Here is a 21387-nt window from a genome sequence, read left to right as displayed (position 1 = left end):
ATAGCTTGTTTCAATTGTATTTACATGGCTTTTACACTTTTTTACATTTGATTTACTACCTACCACCTTCCATTAGATAGGTTTGTGTCAGTTAATTCAAACATAAACAAATATCGACATGAAAAAAATGCTCACCCTTTCGCTTATGCTCTTTTCTTATGCTTTAGTAGCAGAAACACCGGCTGAAAAATATTCGGACGTATTGTTTAATAGTAAAACAATGGTTGAAAAATTTAATAAAAAGAAATGTTGTAAGCCATCATCAAAAGCCAAAGCAGTTGTAAAAACGGTAATTATTGAATCATCAAAAAAAGAAACGAAAGCAATTACTTCCGCTTTCCCTTACCGTGTTGCTATCAAAGACCAAAATTTAGTACAAAAGATGCTTTCTTTTAATGAAATCTTCCCGAAAATTAATATTAACAATGTGCCTGTTACCTGTAAAAAGAAGGACGCATCAGTTTTATTAGCGAGTTCAGATAAACAAGTTGTGGCTGACAATGCTAATAAAGTAAGTGAATAAGAAGTTTTTAGATGTAAAAACGACTTACTATTATGGTGCGACTTAAGTCGCACCATAATAGTAAAGATGCAAATTGTGTGTTGTGCGTGTTCTATAAATATATCCTAAAACTTTTGTAATCATCATGAAAAAATTACTCATCTTTTCGTTACTTATTTTTTCTCATTCTTTGCTAGCACAAAGTACATTTACTGATTGCACTGCGGCATTCTTAAATAGCAAAATGATTGTTGAGAAATATGATAATTTGTCAAAATGCAAGGTTTCATTAACTGCCAAAGGTTCTTTGGCAGTCAGTACTGTTGAACTATCTGAGGATAAAGCCAAAGCTATTAATAATATACCTTTTAGCATTGCTATCAAAGACCAAAAAACAGGAACGATAAAGCTTTCTTTTAAAGAAGTGTTTCCCAATATTGATATTCAAAACGTGTTGACAAAATGCAAAAAAGGCGATACGATAGTTTTATTAACTAGTTCTGATCAGTATGCCTTACCCCATAATGAAATCACGGTTGAATAAGCAATTGACTGATAGCTAATCCTTATCTAAATCCTGTTTACTATGAAAAAGCTCATTACCTTATTCTTGCTGTTTGGTTATTTATCAGGTTATGCTCAGCAAAAATTCAATTTGTCAGTTACCGAAAGTCAGATTTTTTGGAAAGGTACGCCCGCATTTGGCTATGGCGGACATGAAGGTACGTTAAAGTTTTCGTCTGGAAATATGATTGTTTCAAACGATGGAAAAATACAAGGAGGCACTTTTGTGATTGATATGAACAGTATCAAAAATACCGACCAAAAAGATTTAAAAGGGCAACGAAATTTAGAAGAGCATTTAAAAGCGGATGATTTCTTTGCAGTCGGCAAGTACCCACAGGCTAATTTTATCATCGCTAAAGTCCAGCCAACGGCACAACCTAATAAATATTCGATAACAGGGAATTTTATTATGAAAGGCATCTCCAACCAAATTGTCTTTACAGCCTTTATTAATATCAATAAAGATAATGTTGTTGCCAAAGGTGATTTAAGTATCTATCGTTCCAGGTGGGGAATCACTTATAAAACACCCAATTTCATCTCAACAATTAAAGACGATTTAATCGCTGATGAGATACCTATTAAGTTAGATTTGGTGTTTAAAAAAATCTAAGATTGCTATTATTACATTTAGTCGGTGCCTTAAGTCCTGCTGATTACCTAAAAGTATATAAATAACTAATAATCAATATATTATCTCTAGCGAGGGACTTAAGTCCCTCGCTAGAGATGAGGGCTTCAACGCTTGGTTTTAAAGACTATTTATGTACATTTAAGCTAATTTAATCAATAATAACATTTCCATTTCAACTTTTTAAAAGATGTGGGTAATCAGTAGGACTTAAGTCGCCAGCTAAATGTAATAATATCAATCTTTTAATAATCAATCTACATCTTCTCACTTATATCTTGCCCAAACTGAATTAAATACCCATTATTATCATAAATAGCAAACTCCCGCATTTGCCACTCAAATTCTTCAATTTCATAACACGCCTCCACCTTGTCTTTTAATTCCCCCCAAAGCTCATCCACCTTATCGGTATTGATGTAAAAACTACCTGTAAAAATGGGTTTGTCAAAAGGAATATGCTCATTGGGTTTAGCCAACATAATTTCCACCTCATCTTTATACAAAGAAGCCCATCCCCACGTTTCATTTTGTTCAGCTATGGCAAAGCCTAATATTTTAGTATAAAAATCAATTGTTTCAATTAATTGATTCGTCCATAGTATGGGTCTCAGTCCGCTATATTTCATGATTATGTGTGATTATTTCAATTTAAATTTATTAGATATGTTTTCCAGAATCAAATATCTTTATGTTATATTTATATACTGAGTTCGCTATAGTACAATTTACTGAATGAATGCCCAAACAGTACCTTTACCATATTATCCTTTTAAGATTATGCTTTTTAAAGTTTTTAGGTTAATAGTCCTTCTTCTTTTATGTCCTTTCATCGTTTTTTCTCAACAAAAAAAACTTGAGCAATTGCTCTCTAAATGGAATAAACTTACTGTTGTAAATCAGACAAAACCTGATACTGCAACGATTAATTTATTGAGTGCGATTGCTTCAGAGTATATGGAAACGGTATCAGATAGTGCCTTTATTTACTCTAACAAGGCATTAGCATTATCAGAGCAAATAAATTATAATCAAGGTCGTGCAAGGGCTTATGCCATGCTTGGCAAGATGCATTATATGAAAGGAAACTATGATATTTCGTTGAACAATAGCCTGATAGCTTTAACGATTAGCACCCAAAATGATGACAAATTGGGCGTTGCTAATGCTTCAAATATCGTCGGACTTATTTACCTTGCTCAGAACAAAATTAATTTAGCGTTAAAAGAATTTTTAAAAGCTGCAGCCGTTAACAAAAGCCTCAATAAATTAAACAGACTTTCGTCAAACTACTTCAATATAGGCTTGTGTTACTTAGAAAATAAATCTGATAGCACTATTTACTACCTCTTGTTGTCCAAATCAGTCAGTAAACAAATTAATGATGAACACTTACTGGCTATGGCCGACAACAGGATTGGAGATTATTATCTGCAAAAAGAACAATTAAATAAAGCCATTTTTTACTATTCCTCTGTCATTAAAAATACCAGTTATCAGAACGATTGGGAAAATAGTTTTGCTTATACAGGTCTGGCGAAATGTTATTACAAATTAGGTAAATATAAAGCTGCAGTATTGTGTAGCCAGAAAGGACTATTGTTAGCCCAAAAGACAAACACTAAGTGGGATATAGAGCAAGCTTTACAAATGTTACATCAGTCTTATAGTGCCGTCGGAGATTCGGGCAAGGCGTATCAATATCTTTTAATGGATAAACAATATAGCGACAGCCTATTTAATGAATCGAAGGAAAAGGAGATTAATGCCCTTTATCTGAAACAAAAACAGGCAGAAAATGAAGTGCTGATTAAAAAGAACCAGATTGCCCAAGAGCAGGAGGCTGCCAATAGGCTGATTATTCTTATCATCATACTAATTGCTATCTTCCTGATGGTTATAGTGATAATGATTTATAGGAGTGCCAAAAAAACCGAGAAGCTATATCAGGACCTTCAGAAGAAGTCGGATTATATCATTGCTCAGAAACAATTGATTGAGCAGAAAAATGAAGACCTTAATAATTCTAACGAAACCAAAGACAGGCTGTTTTCTATTATTGGGCATGACCTAAGGAGTCCCTTTGCAGCTATGCTAGGGGCTTTAAGGTTATTTAAAACAGATGAGTTAGCGGAGGAAGAAAAAGAACTAATGCTCGATAAAGTATTAGAACAAATGACACTTACTTCGGCAATGATTGAACACCTGCTAACATGGGCAAATAGCCAGCGAGAAGGACTGAAAACAGCAATAATAGACTTGTCTTTGACTAGGGTAATAGATGAAGTACTTGGGGTTTTTATAGCTGTAGCCAACGAAAAGAAAATTAAAATTATCCACCATAACGAAGTATCCGTATCAATAAAAGCCGACCAAGACCAAGTTCGCATTATCTTTCAGAACCTGATAGCCAATGCTATTAAATTTACTAAGCCCAAAGGTGAAATTTTGATTAGCTATTTGCTTACCGATGATGCCGTTAGGGTTTCTGTAAAAGACAATGGTGTTGGGATGTCGGAGACAAAATTAAAGAAGATTTTTCAGGAATCAGGCAAAAGTATATCTACCTACGGTACTAAAAAAGAAAAAGGGATAGGCATTGGATTGATGCTTGTTAAAAAATTTGTGGAACTCAACAATGCTACGATATCGGTATTTAGTAAAGAAAATGAAGGTACAGAATTTATTATTACATTTAAATAACCATACAATATGACACACAAAGCCTCCTTAGATAAATTCGTAAAAGTAACGACCGTTGCGATTAATATCTTATTCGCCGTTACAATCATCTGTTTCTTTACAGTAATGAAAGAGCTTGGTTTAGCGTTTACATTGATATCAGGAATATTTTTGTTGTTGGTCTTCGGACTGGCTTATGCTTATCGACCTATGAGTTATACCATCAACGATAGTAGCCTAATTATCCACAGACCCATCAAAGATTTATCGATAGAGCGATATAAAATCGTAAGTGTAGAGGTATTAAATCCTGAAAAAATAGCCTATTCACTCAAAACTTTTGGCGTAGGAGGATACTATGGATATTTCGGGAAATTTGCCAATACCAAAATGGGGAGCATGACTTGGTATGCCACCAGAAAAGACAATACCGTATTGGTAAGAACAACCGAAGGCAAAAAAATTATCCTAACGCCTGATGACCCGCAGGCTTTTGTGGCTGATTATTATGGATGATGAGTTCCTTTTAGTGTGCCACAGAACATGGAAATGTTCAGCCAAACCCTCAATTTATATTCAAAAAAGTTTCTGCAATAATACTTATCCAACACCAACCACCAATAAATAAAAGTGCTTTTTGCCTTCTATTAAAATTAGTCTGTTCAATTACTCTCAAATCATTAGACTGGCGTTTTGCAAAGTTGAGGGCTTGAAATGGTTGAATCAATAATATTAATGATAGGATTTCAGGCAAGGAGAAATATAAAGGGGGTAAAGATGGTAAAACTAAGATGATAAAAACTAACGAATACAATGCACTAGGATACTTTTTAGAATAACCTTTTTCTTGTGCAAATTTCAATATCATCCTTAATATAGAATAAATAAAGAAAACACCATTTGTTGCTCTGATGGCAGGCATAATGTCTAATTGGTCTTTCTGGTTAAAAAACCTCCATGCTTTATAGTGCCACCATGTTATATAAAACCCAAATGTGAAAATTGACAGTATAATAAACTTTTTGGTGCTGATAATATATTGGATTTCTACATTATCATTTTTTGCTAGTACTTCTTCTGTGTTTTCCAAGGTGTTTAATATTATATGGGTGTTTGTGTTAAGTAGTATCTTCCATGTTCTCTAGTACACAGAAACAGATTAACTGTATTTTAGTATATTTTCAGTACAAAACTCTCTTAGATGTCCATTTCTTGTTTCATCATTTGCAATTTGTACCAATAATGGAAAATATTTGTCTTTATCATACTTCAAAAGACCTGAAACACATTCTACATAAGTTAAAAAGAAATCATCCCGTTCTTCTAATTTTTTCAAAAATATCTCCTCTGTTGGATATGACTGGCAGAGTTTTAATAAGATGACTGCTTTCCAAGATAGTTCACCCTTGTTTTCAAGAATCCAAACTTGTAAATTCTCAATAAGGTTTTCTGGTACATCAAATGCTTCATTTTCTGAACTCTCTTCCAATAAATTTATTACAGCATATAAAAAATCAGGCAACCAAACATCATCTTTGCTAGATATACTAATAGTTGAAAGGAGAGGATTAATAAAAGCTGAATTGTGTAGCTCACTTAATAATGATGCAAATTTGTTAGTATCTTTAATTTTGTCTGGATTAGTAATTAAGTTTTTTAAATCAGCTTCAAGTAGCTCAGAATTATCAATTAACAAATCGTAGAGTGTTTCAAGTTTTTGGTCTATATCTGTCATTATAGTTGCTGTAAAAATATTGTCGTTATTATTTGTTTTCTTTGTTGTTGCGTGGTCTGTGGCACACAGAACGCAGTGGAGTAAGTGTTCTGTGTGCCACAAACTATGGAGAAAGCACAGAACACGGAAAAACAGTGCCGCTACAGTATGTAGAATAAAAAAAAGTTGTTAAGCTTGCTGATTAAAGCCTGATATCAAGTAACGCTTTGCTTAATTAACACTTGGATTAGTGAGGATAAAGATTATTTTTAATTCCAATTATTTTCAATCTTAAACTTTTTATATTCTTCTCTATTTTGCATATAGAAAAGCATGAAATCATCTCTTGAGATTGTTGTTTTTGTATTACCCATATCTTTACGTACCAATGTTATTAGTTTATAATAATCATTAAAGTGATGAGTCATATTTTCATGGTTATTTAAATTTAATAACCATTCTGTAAATTGTCTAAATACAATATCAGGAGCATATAAATACATATCTTTTTTTATAGCAATAATTCTTTTTAGAATTTCCTCATTAGTTAATTCTTGTCCAAGTTTTGCTCCTAAAACAATATCGAAAAATATATAGATGAGCTCTGAATACATTTTATATTTCTTATCAGATAGTTGATTTTCAATAATTTTCAATTTTTCTTTTTGATACTGAACACGCCATATAAGGTAAGTAGTCAGGGTTGTCAATATTAAAAGTAATATTTCTTTGTATGGAATTTCCATTGTTTAGTTTTTTTGATTTAGTTTTTATTCAACAGTTGAGAGTTAATAAATGTAATGCTTCTTTTTTCTAAGCAACATACCACTTTCGCACAAAACCTCCAAACTAAACCCAAATTCATTTCCCAAAACTTATAATACAGTATCTTATCTTATGATAACCAGTAGCGGTAACCCTTGCGGTTACCGTTTTTCATTATTGTACTTTCTTGCACGGTAACCGCAAGGGTTACCGCTAAAAGTTCTTTTATTCTCTCTTCTCCGTGGTCTGTGGCATGCAGAACGCAGTGGAGTAAGTGTGTGCCACAGACCACGGAGAAGGGAAGCAAATAAACCCTATTATTCCTCCTCAACAATCTTAAATCCCCAAGGTGCTAAATCAATATTTTGATTTAGCTGAATGCCAGTATTTGAAATCAGTTCCTTTCCTGATTTATAAGGATACTTTAAGCTTTTGCTTTCGGCAGAATAGTTGAAGTAATAATGGATTTTTTTGCCTGCCGTATTAGTACCTTCTTTGGTGATGAGTGGGAAGTACAAATTTTGATTTGTTCCCCAAAGATTAGCCTTCTTTAAAGCTTCCTTCAATATGCCTTCTGTAATTCTCTCGTTCGTCATACAGCCGATATAGGTTGCTACGCCTTTGCCATATTCATTTTGAGTAATGGCTGCGTATTTGCCCCAAGCTGGATGTTCATAATAAGCCAATACTTTGGCAGTCGTTGGCGTGATAAGTTCCATCCATGTGTTTACTATGTTGTTGGCTGTTCCTACTTGATAAGGGTCGCCTTTCAACGAAACATTATTGGGAATAGTAAACTGACTATATGAAATCCCGCACGCCTCGTTGACGATACCGGGCTGAAGGCTAGTTCTTACTTTTACGTTTTCATCCGAGAACCCACTTTTAAAGGTATATATTACATGCCCTCCATTTTTGGTAAAAGTGTTTAGTCGGTTCAATAGTTCGTCAGATGCCGCATAAAGGGCAGGGACTACAATCAGTTTATACTTTTCGAAATTAGCAGTACTTGGGTCGATAAAATCAGTGCCAACATTCATGCGATAAAGAGCATCATAAAGCGGACGAAGAATGTCATTATAACGCTCTCTAGCTCCCCAACCAAAGCTGAAAGCATTGAAGGCCGTTTGGGCTTCATTGCTAAATAGAATGGCTACATCATTTTGCTTTTTAAGATTGATTAACTTCGGGCTTAATTTTTCAAAGTCTTTACCAATCGTTTTTGCTTCGTTATAAGTAGGGTTTGGTTCAAAATCATGGCTTAATAAGCCTTTCCAATAGGTTTCTGCTGAATTATGGATAGAATGCCAATGCCAATATTCCAACATATTTGCCCCTGAGGCGATATGACTAAAGGCTTGTAAACGTAACTGGTTAGGGTAGGGTGTCCACTGAGGAAAACCCTGTGCCTCTGTTTCAATCACCAAGTAGTTTTTGCCATTCTTCATCGAGCGACCTAAATCACCGCCAAATGAAATTTCGATACCTGTCAAAAAATCCTGTGTTGGGTGGTAAATATCAACTCCTGCATAATCCATTGCTTTGGCTGCATCAAAATGGTTTACATCGGTTTGAATACCATAAGAAATTCCTCGCCAGTCGAAATCAAAGTTTTGGGTGACAAACTGGTTGGGCTTGCTATATTCTTTTACTAAAGCCACTTGCCACGCCAAGTAGTCAGTCACTAATTGTCTTTGAAACTTAGAAAACTCAGCACTTAAACTAGCGTTGATAGAACCTACGGTCGATGGGAAATCATCCCAATTGTTAATTCTATTGCTCCAATAATCTAACCCAAAAGCTTTGTTGATAGCATCTAAGGTTTTGTATTTTGCTTTCATATAGGCTACAAATGCTTTTTGAACATTATCGCCTGCGGTATTATAGTGCTTGGTTTCGTTATCTACCTGATAGCCAATGATGGCAGGGTGGTCTTTTACATGTTCCATTATTTTACGAATCACCCTTTCTGCATGAAACCTAAAGTGTTCATTGGTAATATCCATGTTCTGACGAACGCCATATCGGTTTTGCCCCTGAGCAGTAGTAGCCAATACCGAAGGATATTTTTTGACCAACCAAGTCGGTACGGCATAAGTAGGCGTCCCGATAATCACATGGATTCCTCCTTTGTGCATGGCATTCAGAACACGGTCGATATGTGAAAAATCATAGACATTATCTTGTGGTTCAACGGTACTCCATGTTGATTCTGCAATCCTAACCACGTTAATACCTGCCTCTTTCATCATGGCAACGTCTTTATCCAAACGTTCGTAAGGCATGTACTCGTCGTAATAAGCTACCCCGAAAAGTAATTTATTGTTGGGACTTTGTGCGGAGGAATACAGAGCATTTCCTAACATCAGCCAAGTCATCAACAGACACTGAGCCATGATTTTGGTGAATAATCTGGAATTTTTCATAATTGAGGAGGAATACAAATAAGATACGATTGATTGTTTTTGATTGAAAAATAGCCTTTCATTTCAAAAATAATACAAAATTGTATCAAAATGATACAATAAGAAGAATTCTTTTTGTACTTATTTAGTAAACAACTGAAAAACGTATTAACCCAACTATCAAAGGATTGTATTCCTAACGCTCCATCAATATTTTCTGAATAGACAGCCGATAATTTTCATTATCTGTGATACCATTATGATGCTGTTTGTTTAAGGTGATAAGGGTGTCTTGTGGTTTAAATAATGCTTTTAGCTTTAAAGATGAGCCATAATAAATTATTTCATCCTCATCTCCATGAAAAACCACAATAGGCATTTTGCAATCTTTGATATATAGGTTAGTTGCTAGTTTGTATTGTAGTATAAACGGGGGAATAATAGGGTAGGAGTGTTTCATCAAATCTGTTAAGCTAAAATATGGGGCTTGTAAAATTAATAGTTTTGGATGATTGGTGGAGGCAATTTTGGTAGCCATGCCAGTACCTATTGAATACCCTAATACTATTATTTTATTTTCAGAATACTTCTTTTTTAATTCATCATAAACAGCCTGATTGTCTTGAAAAAGCTGTTCTTCACTGAATATCGAGCCATCGCTTTTTCCATATCCTCTATAATCGAGCATGAAAACATCATAATGTAGGCTTGTATAAGTTTTTGCTACTTCTCCCCAATTTTCTAACGAACCAGCATTGCCATGTAAGTAAAAGATAAGTCCCTTTGAATTAACCGCTTTGAATAAAACTCCGTTAAGCAATACTCCATCCTTCATTTTAAAATTCATTTCTTTGAAGTCTTGCCAGAAACTAAATTGATGTGTGCTATTAAGTTTTTGAGGCAAAAAAATGAGCTTTTCTTGAAACATGAACAATAATCCACAAATGATAAGGTATATGCCTAATATTATAAAGAGTATTTTTGAGATAATTTGATAGCTCATGGTGTCCTATTATGTGAATGATTTTATCGTACAAGAAGTTACTTAATCTATCTTCTTAAAGTTAATATAATCATAATTCATATTGCCTATATCAACGGTATGAATGATAAATGTTTGAATGCCTTTTTGCAGCTTAACTGTTGCTATATCTTTTTGAGCACTGACAGACTTTAAAGAACAAATCGTTACACAGCATAATAACAGCAGGGTATATTTGGACATTGGAGGAATTATTTACAAGTTAAATTTTTCATAGTCTTCCAAGTTAAGCGTATAAGTCGGTATGTACAAGTAGGTTTGTGTGGTTCTGTGGAGAGTAGGGAACCCTTATCCCTAGAGAGATACTTAAGTTTTATAGATTATCTATAAGTTTGTAAGTTGTTGATAATTAAATAGTTTATCCCTAGCGAGGGACTTAAGTTCCTCGCTAGGGATAAGAGCATTGATGGTATAACTCCAAGTCATGTCATCAGTATTTTTTGAGATTGGCAATCAGTATGATTACTTTAGATATTTATTCAATTTACATTTTTTCACTCCTTTCAACCCTTCCACTACTGTCTGAGCATTCACTTTTGCTCCTTCATAATTAGTATGTGTATGGTCGATAGGGAAGTAGTTTTTCTTCAAAGTAGCCTCATCCGATTGCTCATATTTTACAGCCACCAATTCGTTTAAATCTACAAAGAAAGCTCCTGTGGTCTTAGCTGTTTCAGCAGCCCATTTTCCATAAGTATCTCTTGGTATTTTTCCACCTTTCCATACATTGCGTGGTACTGGCGAGAATACTATAGCTTGCGCACCTTTTTCTTTGGTTTCATTGATGTATTTACGCATGTACCAGCCATAAGTATGTACGGTTTCATGCTTTTTAGTCATCATATTATCAATCTCTTCGGACTCTTCGCCGATTCCCTTGATGCTTCCTCTGGCACGTGTACTATCATTCAACGCTCCGCCATCGTTATGACCAAACTGTATCATCACATAATCTCCTTTTTTAAGATTAGCCATGATTTTATCCCAACGTCCTTCTGTCAAGAATGTTCGGCTACTTCTGCCACCAATCGCATGGTTTTCGATATGGATTTTAGTCGTGTCAAAATAATCTTGGATGACACTTCCCCAACCCCATTGTCCGTCAGAACCTTTACCTGAGCCATTTCTCACGGTAGAATCACCGATGATATACAACGTAGGTTTTTGTTTTTTAAAGAAGGTAAAAGAAAGAAAAATAATACTTGATAGAATTAGAATGCGTTTCATGTTGTTGTTATTATACTTTGATTATCAAATTTATTTCTATTAGCTGGTGACTTAAGCCCTATCGATTACCCACATCTTTTACAAAGTTGAAATGAAGGTGTGATTATTGATAAAATTGGTTTAAATTGGTTTAAATCTCCTTTCAAACCGAGCTTTGGTCGCCTCATTTCATAGTCTGACTACGTGAAGCCCTTATCCCTAGCGAGGGACTTAAGTCCCTCGCTAGGGATAAGGGCCTTGATTATCAGTTATTTATATGCTTGTTGGTAATCAATAGGATTTAAGTCACCCACTAATAGGAAGGATTAATGCTTAATCGCCTATTTCATCTTCAAAACCTCTGAACCAGCTAATAAGAAACAACCTAGTCCGAAATCTTCAAAATCTGGTTGTTTATCAACGCTCAAAGGCTGTCCGTCTTTAGGTTCTTTTCCTGTGCCTTGTACATAACCCAAAAATCCATTAGGTTGTACACAGTCTTTCAGCATCGCATTGCTTGCTTTGGCAATGATAGGCAAGTATTGTTTTTTATTCAATAGTCCGTGATTTATGCCCCACGCCATGCCATAAGTAAACAAAGCAGTACCTGTTAATTCTTTACCGCCGAAATCAGTTTCATCAGTTAAGCTTACATTCCAGAAACCATCCGCACGTTGAAGTGGAGGTAAGGCTTTCATCATTTCTAAGTAAGTCTTTTGATATTCTTCACGATGTGGCGCATTTTTAGGCATAATTTCTAAAACTCTCACCAAAGCTGCTACTACCCAGCCATCTCCACGCGACCAGTAACAGTTTTTACCAGCAGGCGTTTTATAAGGAGGGTCAAAATCTTTATCTCTCCACCAAAGTCCCTCGGCAGGGTTGTATAACCCCTTGTCTCCGTGAATCGTCTTGGTGTGCATATACATCTCATACATCTTTTCGTAATAACGATCATCTTTGTAGATTTGTCCTAAACGAGCAAACACAGGCATGGCCATTTGCAAAGCATCTACCCACGACCAGTCGTCTTTTTTAGTACTGTTCACCATACTATCGATAGACGCTTTGATGTCACGGATTCTTTCAGGCTTTTGGTCAATCAAATACAAATCCAAATAGGTTTGTCCACAGCATTGGTCATCACCATTACGAGTTTTGATACCATTACGCAAACCCCATTTATGAGCTTCTCCCCATGCTACGGCATAGTCGTAATAACGTTTTTGTTTGTCAACACTATACAAGGCCATCAATCCTTCATAATATACCCCACGTGTCCAAATATTACTTGGACGAGTTTTATCAGGACGCACAATTGGAGCAGAAACATCAGCCCATTTTGTCATAAAGTAATCGTTGGCTACTGTCAAAGCCTTTAACATTTCCTGCTTTTTAGGAAGTTTCTGTGCCTGTAGCTGACAAATACTTATCAGTGCAAGAAGACAGAGCGTTGTGATGTTTTTTTTCATATCTTTTGTTTGAGTGATTGATTTAATTGTGATTGAGTGAGTTGTGATTGAGTGATTGTTTTTAGTTGTGAGTTGTGAAAGAGGAAATTGTGAGTTAGTGATTGTTTTAGCTGCAAATGAATGATAGATGTGTTATAAGATTTATCAACTCATTGACTTTCAATTTACTAACTCGTAACTCGCAACTAAATCAATCACTCAATCACAAATCACTCACTCACTCAATAATTTACTTCACTTTTATATTCGCCTTCGTTGGTGTTTTCATGCCTGTTCCTAAGAAGTAGCTTGTATGTGGCGGTTGGTTATAGCCTACATTTTGCCAAGCGATACTTAGTCGGTATTGCGGGTCGTGCATCAACGTCGGTAAACGGTGTTCTGTAGGAATCGTCGTTGAAAAAATACGCAATTCCTTTTTATCATTCGTTTTAAAAATCACCTCCTCACGCCAGTCGCCAAATAAATCGGCACTCAAAGTTGGATTTGATTTTGTACCATTGTTTGAAGAACAGTTTTCAGCAGTAAACAACCTACCCACTTTATACTTGTCGATATGGTTGCCATCTAATAACTCACGCGATAAATCACCATCCCACCAAATCACAAAGTTGGTTGAACTCGGATTATCACCAATTTTATCCCCCTTCGCATTAAACAGTCCGCCTGAGCCAGACCACCACATTTCTGCCCCTTCGTTAGTAGGGTCAATATCTTCGGCTACACCTCTGCCAGCGTCTTGTCCTTCATTTTTACGCCAGATGATTTCACCCGTTTTAGCATCATACAAAGCGGCACCCGGTCCTTCGGTTTTTTCTTCAATTTCATGCACACCAAATACTTCTAAGCCAGGGCGAGAAGGGTCTAAATCAGTAACATGCAAGGCATCACCATGACGCAAGCCAGTCGTAAACAACCCTTGACCATTATCATCAACGACCATTGAGCCATATACAATTTCATCTTTGCCGTCAGCATCGACATCCGCCACGGTTAAGTTATGATAACCCTGTCCTGAAAAAGGATTACTGCCATCTTTAGAATCAAATACCCAACGAGAAGTTAGTTTACCACCACGCCAGTCCCAAGCGGCTAAAACGGTTCTTCCGTAATATCCACGACACATGATTACGCTCGGTAGTTTTCCATCTAAATAAGCCACACACGCCAAGAAACGGTCGCTGCGATTACCCGATTTGTCATTGCCACCGTTTCCGCCTTTACCACCCCATCCGCCAAGGTCACCTCTGGCAGGAATATAATCAGTAGTCGCTAAAGCCGTACCAGTCAAGCCATCGAAAATGGTAAAGAACTCTGGGCCATCTAAAATCTTACCATCAGCATTTCTATAGTCAGCCTTCGCATTGCCTATTACTTTGCCTTTGCCGTCGGTTGTACCGTCTGCCGTTTTACAAGCAAATTCAGCCTTACCGTCACCATCAAGGTCATATACCATAAATTGGGTGTAATGTGCCCCATCACGAATGTTTTTACCTAAATTGATTCTCCACAGTAACGTGCCATCTAGCTTATACGCTTCAAAAATAGGCTCGTCGGTAACCCCTTTTTGTGAGTTATCTTTAGCGATACCCGCTTGATGAAGGATGATTTCATACACTCCATCGCCATCTAAATCACCTACCGAAGCATCGTTCGGTGTATATCTGTCAGGCGTTTGTAAAGGAATAGAAAGATAGTTTTGTGCAGGAGAATTGGACGCTAATACAAAAGACTCGCTCGCATTTCCTTCAGTTTTACCAGTAATGGTTTTTACGAAATAGGTATTTACTTTAGAAGAATCTACCTTTTCATCTACGAAGTTGGTGCCTTTTGTCAAAGGCTCTTTATTGAGCTTAACGGCTTTGGCATTGCCTGTTGTTTTATAAAGGTTGAATTTTGTATCAGGTGCTTCCGTCCCCAATAAACGCCAGCTTACAAATACTTTCCCACCGCCTTGGTTGATGGCGATGATACCTCTGTTGAGGTTTTCCATTAAGCGTTGTGCCGACGTTTGGAACGAGACAACACAAAGGATAATGATACTTTTTAAAATAGTTGATTTCATTGTTATTTGAGTTAGAGCGTATTAGTTACCATCAGGTTTAACAACATGAACTAGCGGACTATGTGGCAAGCTAAAGCTAGTTTCCTCGTCTGGATGAGCAGGGTCGAAACTTGGCAAATCACTGATTAATGAAGTAGCAATGCCTAATTTTGCTTGCTTAATGCCCTCAATGATGCATTTAGCGATTTCATAAGCACCATAATTGCTAAAGTGCGTGTTGTCGTGGATAGCCTTTGTTTGTTCAGGAAAAGTATTGGCTTCGTAATGCACAAAGGCTTTCATTGATTTCTCGGGACCCATCGTTTCAAAAAGCACTTTGCTCATCGCATTCAAATCTATCAAAGCTACATTTTCGTCTTTCGCTACCTGACGCATCGCATCGGGGAAGTCGCCTAGTGTGTTGATGATTTTACCATTATCATCGAAATTTCTTCTAAGCATAGACGTTACCAACACAGGAATGCCACCTTTTTCTTTTGTTTTCTGAATGTATGATCTTAGAAATTCCTTGTACGTCGTATTCGCTTCAACGCCAGAGCCTGCCTTTTGGTCGTTATGGGCAAATTCTATAAAAAAGTAATCGCCAGCTTTCATCAGGCTCATTACTTTATCCAAACGTTTGGCACCTGCAAAACTTTTGATAGTCTCTCCAGATTCAGCATAATTAGCAAAAACTATGTCTTTCGCTTTAAAAAATCTAGGAATCATTTGTCCCCAAGCAGCGTATGGTTCTTGGATTTGGTCTACCACGGTTGAATTACCCGCTAAAAAAACAGTTATTACTGAGTCATTTGCTTTAGTGATTTCTAAGCCACAAATTTTAGGATTCACATCAGCGAATTCAAATGTCAACTGATTATCCCAATGCAAGTATTCAAATTCTCTAGGCTTAAGTTTTACACTTTCGGTATCATTGATACGAGGAGTTCTTACATTCACGGTAAATTCTTTGGCTTCCACTTTTCCTTCTGGTGTAATTACTTTCTCCAACATCAACCTGCGGTTTTCAACTTTCACGGTTGTGGTGGAAGTACCTTTTGTATCTCCTAGGTATAGCTTTACATTATAATTCCCTTCTGGAATATCCACCGTAAAATAAAAAGACTGTGTACTTGTACAGAAATCTGAGGTCAACGCATCTTTGCCTTTTCTAGTTTCTGAAACGATGGGTGCATTCGGCAAAAAACCAAATCCTTTTTCTTTGGTATAAACGGATTCAGGTAATACCTGTGTATATCCTTTAGCAACTTTTCCAGCACCAAAGTCAAATTTGAAGCTAGTTGGCAATTGAGCAAAAGTGTACAAAGAAGAAAATGTGAAAATAATACCCAATAATAATCCCTTAAATTTATTCATCTTGAATGTGATAGCGTTGAATTATGTATAAAGTCCTATAAAAAAAGAAATCGTTGTATTAAAATAAGACTATGTTATCTTTTTTAAATGATAATACAAATTAAGGGTTACAAGACTCTAAAACTCTCCTGTGGTCTCACGGGGTAGGAATCGTAGGTTTTTTGGGGACAAAAAATAGCTTAATTAGGAAACATTAAATATTTCCATTGATAAAAACTGCACAAGATTTTTTGATTTTAACAAAAACACGGAAGATAACAGGCTGTAAAACTTTATACAAATATAGCGATTTTTCTTTTAAAAACAAAACCTTTCTACATGATTTTTGCCCTTGATTTTGTCATAGCAATCAAAGGCAAAAAAATAAAGCATTGTTATTCATCTTAACAACAACAATACTTTTTTTTATCATTGTTGTTGTTATTGTTTTAATGGTTTATATAGTTTTCTTAAGTTTTAATAGTTTTATTATACTAGCATTGCTTCTACAGTGCTATGGTATTTGCTTCTGCATTGCTTCTACAGTGCTGTGGTATTTGCTTCTGCTTTGCTTCTGCAGTGCTGTGGTATTTTTTACCAAAGCAAAAGGTAGGCATTTCACTACAAGACTATCTAGTATTAGTCATTCAAGGAGTGGGAATAGTTGTTTATATTTTATAACGCTTACAATATACGTTAATGGGTAATTTTAAAAAATAAGAAAGATGTCACTGATGGCATGACTTCAATTCATGCCATCAGTAATCAATCTAATTATTAAAATCAACATCAGGACGCGTAATTTTTTGCTCCTTTTTCTTTGCGGCAGTGCTGTTGCCTATTGGCAATTGCAAGGTGATTTTATAAAACCTTACCTCTCGTCTATTCATCGACTCTTGGTATGATGTTGGCTGATCGTAAATCGTAATCGGTTTTCTTGAATTAAAAATATCATTAATCGTAAACAATACGCTCGCCTTGTTGTTCATAAAGCTTTTTCTAAGGGCAAAATCCATCGCTTTGATGCCTTGACGATAGCCTTGTAATTGTGGGGCTTTGCTGTCATAATTTGAATTCAATTGTGCCGAAATACTATTGCTTACCTTATAAGTAATGTTCAGTTTACTATTAAAACGCCACAACGTTTTTTCATAATCTGCCGATTTCAATACCATGTTGAATACATTCAAATTGGCTAAGAAGTTAAGGCGTTTACCTATTCCAAAAGTCAATGTATTATCAAAACCTGTTTGAATATCAGCCTGTGCATTAATAAAGGTAGTTACGTATACAGATGGGTCTGTTGGCGATGCTTGTACGATTGGCTTAATGGTGTTGTCTTCATAAATATAATAGAAGCTCGACAGCCAGTTTACTTTGCCTAATGAAGTATTATAATTCAACTCGGCAGTATTAACAAACTCAGGTTGAATTTGTGGATTACCAATCGTAATATTCTGTTTATCATTAGCCTGAATTCCGACAAACAATTGTCTGAAATTAGGACGCCCTACCTTTCTACTAAAATTAATACCAACCTCCGAGTCTGCATTCAGTTTTTTACTGATGGATAGCGAAGGGAATAACGCTTTAATCAGATTAGCACCATCACTTGAGGGAAATTTATAGCCGAAGCTAGATTTAGCATCAAGGTTTGAAATCCCTGTCAGGCTCGACTGTTCAAAACGTAAGCCAGCTTCAAAACTGATATTCCTTTTCCATTTCGTAGAATACATCACATAAAGCGCATTAACAGTTTCGGTAATGTTTGCATCCTGCGAGAAATCTTTTTGAAGAATCAAGGTATTACTTGCCTCATCTAGTTTTGAAAAAAGATATTGTTGGTCACGTATATAGGTATAGCTTCTTACACCCATCTCAATTTTGGTAGAATCGTTGATAGGCTTTACATAATCCAATTGGGCAAGTATCTGACTTCCCACGGTATTTCCTGCAATAATATCCGTTTCTGGAAAACCTGCCTGACTATTCCCATCGGCATTCAACGAGGTAGTGTACCAATTAGCAGCATTCGATAAATTATTACGAGTAAATGAACTCACAAAACTCAAAGTTCTTCCTTTCTGAGCAAAATTATGCTTCCAGTCGAACTCAACACCCACATTATTAAAAGTGTTGTGTGGCTTCGTAGTTCTGCCACCATAACTTACTAATGACTTACTAGCATCTAAATTCTGATACTGTTGGTTGGTTTCTGAATTATATTCACCCGTCACATAACTACCAGCTAAAGAAAGCGTATTAGCTTTATTAAGGGTATAATCTGTTGCCAAACGTATATTATGAAAAAGATTGTTCAAAGAAACATCCGTATTTTGATTGTAATAGCTTGCGACAGCCCCCGTATTGGTGAAATTAGTACGATAAGCATAACCATTCAGCGGGTTTTTAGTCGCATTAAAATTATAGATGGTCGAAAAATTCCATTTTCCTTGGTTCACGTTCAGGTTTACCATGCCATCATACCGTGAATTATTGCCAATTCCCACACTAGCGGTACCGTTATAACCAGCCTCACGATTTTTCTTCAAAATCAAGTTGACAATACCCCCAGAAGCCGCTGCTTCATACTTAGCCGAAGGATTTGAAATTACTTCAACCGATTCAATCTGTCCTGCTGGAATTTGTGCTAAACTCAATTGTGTAGGCTTTCCATTGATGTAAATGGTAGCCCCCATATTCCTTAAATTAGCAGAACCATCGGGATTGATGGTTAATGAGGGTAGATTACGGAGGAGGTTTTCAGCCGTACCACCTACCGTAGTGAGGTTTCGTTCTACATTAAAAACCCTCTTGTCCATCCCCATTGAGGTAGTACTTTTGGTGGCCGTGACCGTCACTTCCTTCAACATTTTAGGTTCTGGCAACAAAGCGATGTCAGCCAAGACAGTCTCCTGATTGGTTAATTCAATAACTTGTTCATAATTCTGATACCCTACAAAAGATACCCTGATTTTAAGTTTCTCAGTAGGCAAATTAGTGAGTTGAAACATCCCCAATTCGTTGGAATTAACGCCTTTTAGCAAAGAATCTTTTCCAGTTTCAAGCGATTTTAATACAATAACAGCAGCAAAAGGGAGAGGCTCTTTAGTCGTACCATCAATCAATTTACCTGATAGACTGTTACTTGGTTTAGTTTGAGCAAAGACAAAAAAGTTACTCATCACAAGTAACACTACAATTAGTAATTTATTCATACGATTTTAGATAAATGCTGATGTATAATTGGTTGATGAAACAAAGTTACGGAAGGATTCTGTAAGGAATCTGAAGTTGACAATAATCCTTGTACTGGTCTTAGATTTTTCAAAGGCTAAAAAGTTTAAGGGGGGATTAGGTACATAAATATATTATTCCTTTAATTAACTGATTCAATTATTTTACATATATTCATTGGACTAATAATCCACATAGTCACAAACATAAACCACGTCTTAACAAATATTAATATGGATGAATTCCTAAAGAAGATTAAACTAATTGACACCTTAACAATCGACCTCCCAATCAGTAGAAATGACTTCGTCAACAAAATGGATACTATCGTAGAAGAAGGTAGTACTAGACTGTTTTCAAATCCTTTTGAGGTGTTTTCTTCCAGTAAAAAAGACTTTAAAGGCACAGTAAATTATGAAGGTTTTAAAATTAAAAAACGAAAGAAGCTTTTTGATGGAGGATTTAATGTGGCTATTGCTGAAGGCACATACACTGTACAAAATGAAAAACTTTTAATTGAAACTGAAATAAATGGATTCAATACTTTTGGAATTCCTTTTTACATAGTGATAAGTATTGTATATGCTATCTTCCTTGTTTCATTTATTAGTACAATGCCTAGTGAATCATTAAGTAGTATATTGCCAATTTTTCTAATTCATGGTATCATTATGTTATTAGTGCCCTATTTTATGATGAAGAGAAGTGTTGCACAATTGAAACATGAATTAGAAAGAGAACTTTATTTCCTGACTAAGAAATAATTCGTGGTCTGTGAATTACTCATGGCATGACTTGGTTAGTTTTATGATAGTTGCCGATTAATTGGAAGTCATGCCATGAGTGTGTCTCATGTCTTTGAATAAAAAGAGAATTGCTTTAAAGAAAAACTACATTTTAATAAATAAATATTTAAACGATGGGCTTAGATTTAGTACCAATGGGGAAACCCAAAAAAGGATTTGAGAAAAGATTCAATCAAATCTTTAGAGTAATAGAAGGAAAAGAAACACTTGAGTTGAGTTTTCTTGATAAATTAAAAGGCAAAAAACTTCCATCTAAAGAAGAACTTCTTGAAGAATGGTTTGCTAATCAGATTTCAGTGTATGAAACCCTTAAAGCTCCCCAAGTTGGACGTGACAAAGAAGCAGAGGACTGGATTAAGGTAAAATACCAAGATAGTAATAAAGAACTATCTGAATCTGATTTTATCAAAAAACATAAAGGTTATTATATTCTTGAATTGGCAAAAGAGATTGATGGATTACCTATCTATATTGCTTATGGACAGGAGGAACATGTATTCAGAGGCGAATTTTTGACAACATGTATTGGCTTGATAGATGAAAGTTTAGTACACGAAGCTTGGGAAACCAAACTTGCTGAAGAAGCATTAGATTATGGCAATAGGTTAATGAATACTGCTGATAATATTGCTAAGGAAAATAATCTAGAATACCTTAAAAACCAAAGAGCTCCTTCTGATTCAGAAGAAAATGATATAGCAGGCAAATTACACATTGTTTATTCTTTGGCTAGATGGCTAACATTTTATGGAAAGAATGGTCATGGTTATCAAGCGGACTATTAAAATGTTTATTTTCATATCAATTAAGTAATTACTATTTGTTTAGGTATTATTCTAAGTTACTCTACCCGATGAAAAATCAGAATTAATAAAAAAAGGCTGAAATTTGTAGTTCCTAAGCAACAAATACAGCCTTTTAATGAAAAATATCATCGGTATCAAAATTAAAGATTTATTCT

The 21387-nt window shown here is 35.6% G+C and carries 18 protein-coding genes; 7 read left to right on the top strand and 11 right to left on the bottom strand.

Annotated features, from left to right (window positions below; all coding sequences use genetic code 11):
• Positions 1–118: 118 nt before the first annotated feature.
• The 3 genes from VB264_RS00090 to VB264_RS00080 all read left to right on the top strand — a co-directional run bounded on the left by VB264_RS00090 (position 119) and on the right by VB264_RS00080 (position 1682).
• Positions 119–523, top strand: coding sequence for a hypothetical protein (locus tag VB264_RS00090; RefSeq protein WP_323245990.1), 405 nt, complete (start codon positions 119–121; stop codon positions 521–523).
• Between the two features lie 124 nt (positions 524–647).
• Positions 648–1046: a hypothetical protein gene (locus VB264_RS00085; RefSeq protein ID WP_323245989.1), complete on the top strand. Its 399-nt coding sequence runs from the start codon at positions 648–650 to the stop codon at positions 1044–1046.
• A gap of 42 nt (positions 1047–1088) precedes the next feature.
• A complete protein-coding gene (locus VB264_RS00080; protein ID WP_323245988.1) occupies positions 1089–1682 on the top strand; it encodes a YceI family protein in 594 nt (197 codons plus the stop codon).
• A gap of 275 nt (positions 1683–1957) precedes the next feature.
• Here VB264_RS00080 and VB264_RS00075 read toward each other — a convergent pair whose 3' ends face one another.
• A complete protein-coding gene (locus tag VB264_RS00075) occupies positions 1958–2329 on the bottom strand; it encodes a VOC family protein (protein WP_323245987.1) in 372 nt (123 codons plus the stop codon).
• A gap of 106 nt (positions 2330–2435) precedes the next feature.
• On the opposite strand from VB264_RS00075, the gene VB264_RS00070 reads away from it, so the two are divergent.
• Together VB264_RS00070 and VB264_RS00065 are read left to right on the top strand one after the other, a co-directional pair.
• Positions 2436–4403, top strand: coding sequence for a tetratricopeptide repeat-containing sensor histidine kinase (locus tag VB264_RS00070; protein ID WP_323245986.1), 1968 nt, complete (start codon positions 2436–2438; stop codon positions 4401–4403).
• Between the two features lie 9 nt (positions 4404–4412).
• Positions 4413–4898 (top strand): PH domain-containing protein, encoded by a 486-nt coding sequence (locus VB264_RS00065; RefSeq protein ID WP_323245985.1) that lies wholly within the window; start codon positions 4413–4415, stop codon positions 4896–4898.
• Between the two features lie 49 nt (positions 4899–4947).
• On the opposite strand, the gene VB264_RS00060 is transcribed toward VB264_RS00065, so the two are convergent.
• The 10 genes from VB264_RS00060 to VB264_RS00015 form a co-directional block, all read right to left on the bottom strand.
• On the bottom strand, positions 4948–5472 hold the full coding sequence (locus tag VB264_RS00060; protein ID WP_323245984.1) for a hypothetical protein: 525 nt from the start codon (positions 5470–5472) through the stop codon (positions 4948–4950).
• A gap of 69 nt (positions 5473–5541) precedes the next feature.
• Positions 5542–6117 (bottom strand): hypothetical protein, encoded by a 576-nt coding sequence (locus VB264_RS00055; protein WP_323245983.1) that lies wholly within the window; start codon positions 6115–6117, stop codon positions 5542–5544.
• 248 nt (positions 6118–6365) lie between these two features.
• The gene (locus tag VB264_RS00050) at positions 6366–6842 is read right to left on the bottom strand and encodes a hypothetical protein (RefSeq protein ID WP_323245982.1); all 477 of its coding nucleotides are present in this window, start codon (positions 6840–6842) and stop codon (positions 6366–6368) included.
• Between the two features lie 336 nt (positions 6843–7178).
• Entirely contained in the window at positions 7179–9287 is a 2109-nt protein-coding gene (locus VB264_RS00045; protein WP_323245981.1) for a beta-galactosidase, read from the bottom strand.
• Positions 9288–9462: 175 nt separating this feature from the next.
• Positions 9463–10170, bottom strand: a complete 708-nt coding sequence (locus VB264_RS00040) for an alpha/beta hydrolase (protein ID WP_323245980.1) — start codon at positions 10168–10170, stop codon at positions 9463–9465.
• 600 nt (positions 10171–10770) lie between these two features.
• Positions 10771–11535, bottom strand: a complete 765-nt coding sequence (locus VB264_RS00035; protein ID WP_323245979.1) for a rhamnogalacturonan acetylesterase — start codon at positions 11533–11535, stop codon at positions 10771–10773.
• A gap of 320 nt (positions 11536–11855) precedes the next feature.
• Positions 11856–12986, bottom strand: coding sequence for a glycoside hydrolase family 88/105 protein (locus tag VB264_RS00030; RefSeq protein ID WP_323245978.1), 1131 nt, complete (start codon positions 12984–12986; stop codon positions 11856–11858).
• A gap of 229 nt (positions 12987–13215) precedes the next feature.
• Positions 13216–15048, bottom strand: coding sequence for a rhamnogalacturonan lyase (locus VB264_RS00025; protein WP_323245977.1), 1833 nt, complete (start codon positions 15046–15048; stop codon positions 13216–13218).
• A 21-nt stretch (positions 15049–15069) separates the two neighbouring features.
• Positions 15070–16404, bottom strand: coding sequence for a rhamnogalacturonan acetylesterase (locus VB264_RS00020; protein WP_323245976.1), 1335 nt, complete (start codon positions 16402–16404; stop codon positions 15070–15072).
• 749 nt (positions 16405–17153) lie between these two features.
• Complete coding sequence (locus VB264_RS00015; RefSeq protein WP_323245975.1) at positions 17154–19601, bottom strand: TonB-dependent receptor domain-containing protein; 2448 nt, start codon at positions 19599–19601, stop codon at positions 17154–17156.
• A 252-nt stretch (positions 19602–19853) separates the two neighbouring features.
• Between VB264_RS00015 and VB264_RS00010 the strand changes: the two genes are divergently transcribed.
• Both VB264_RS00010 and VB264_RS00005 read left to right on the top strand, forming a co-directional pair.
• On the top strand, positions 19854–20384 hold the full coding sequence (locus VB264_RS00010; protein ID WP_323245974.1) for a hypothetical protein: 531 nt from the start codon (positions 19854–19856) through the stop codon (positions 20382–20384).
• Positions 20385–20539: 155 nt separating this feature from the next.
• Positions 20540–21211, top strand: coding sequence for a hypothetical protein (locus VB264_RS00005; RefSeq protein ID WP_323245973.1), 672 nt, complete (start codon positions 20540–20542; stop codon positions 21209–21211).
• Positions 21212–21387 lie beyond the last annotated feature (176 nt).

Origin of the sequence: Arcicella aquatica (assembly GCF_034928825.1) — a bacterium.
In the GTDB taxonomy this organism is placed as follows: domain Bacteria; phylum Bacteroidota; class Bacteroidia; order Cytophagales; family Spirosomataceae; genus Arcicella; species Arcicella aquatica.
This window is presented reverse-complemented; position numbering and strand designations above follow the sequence as displayed.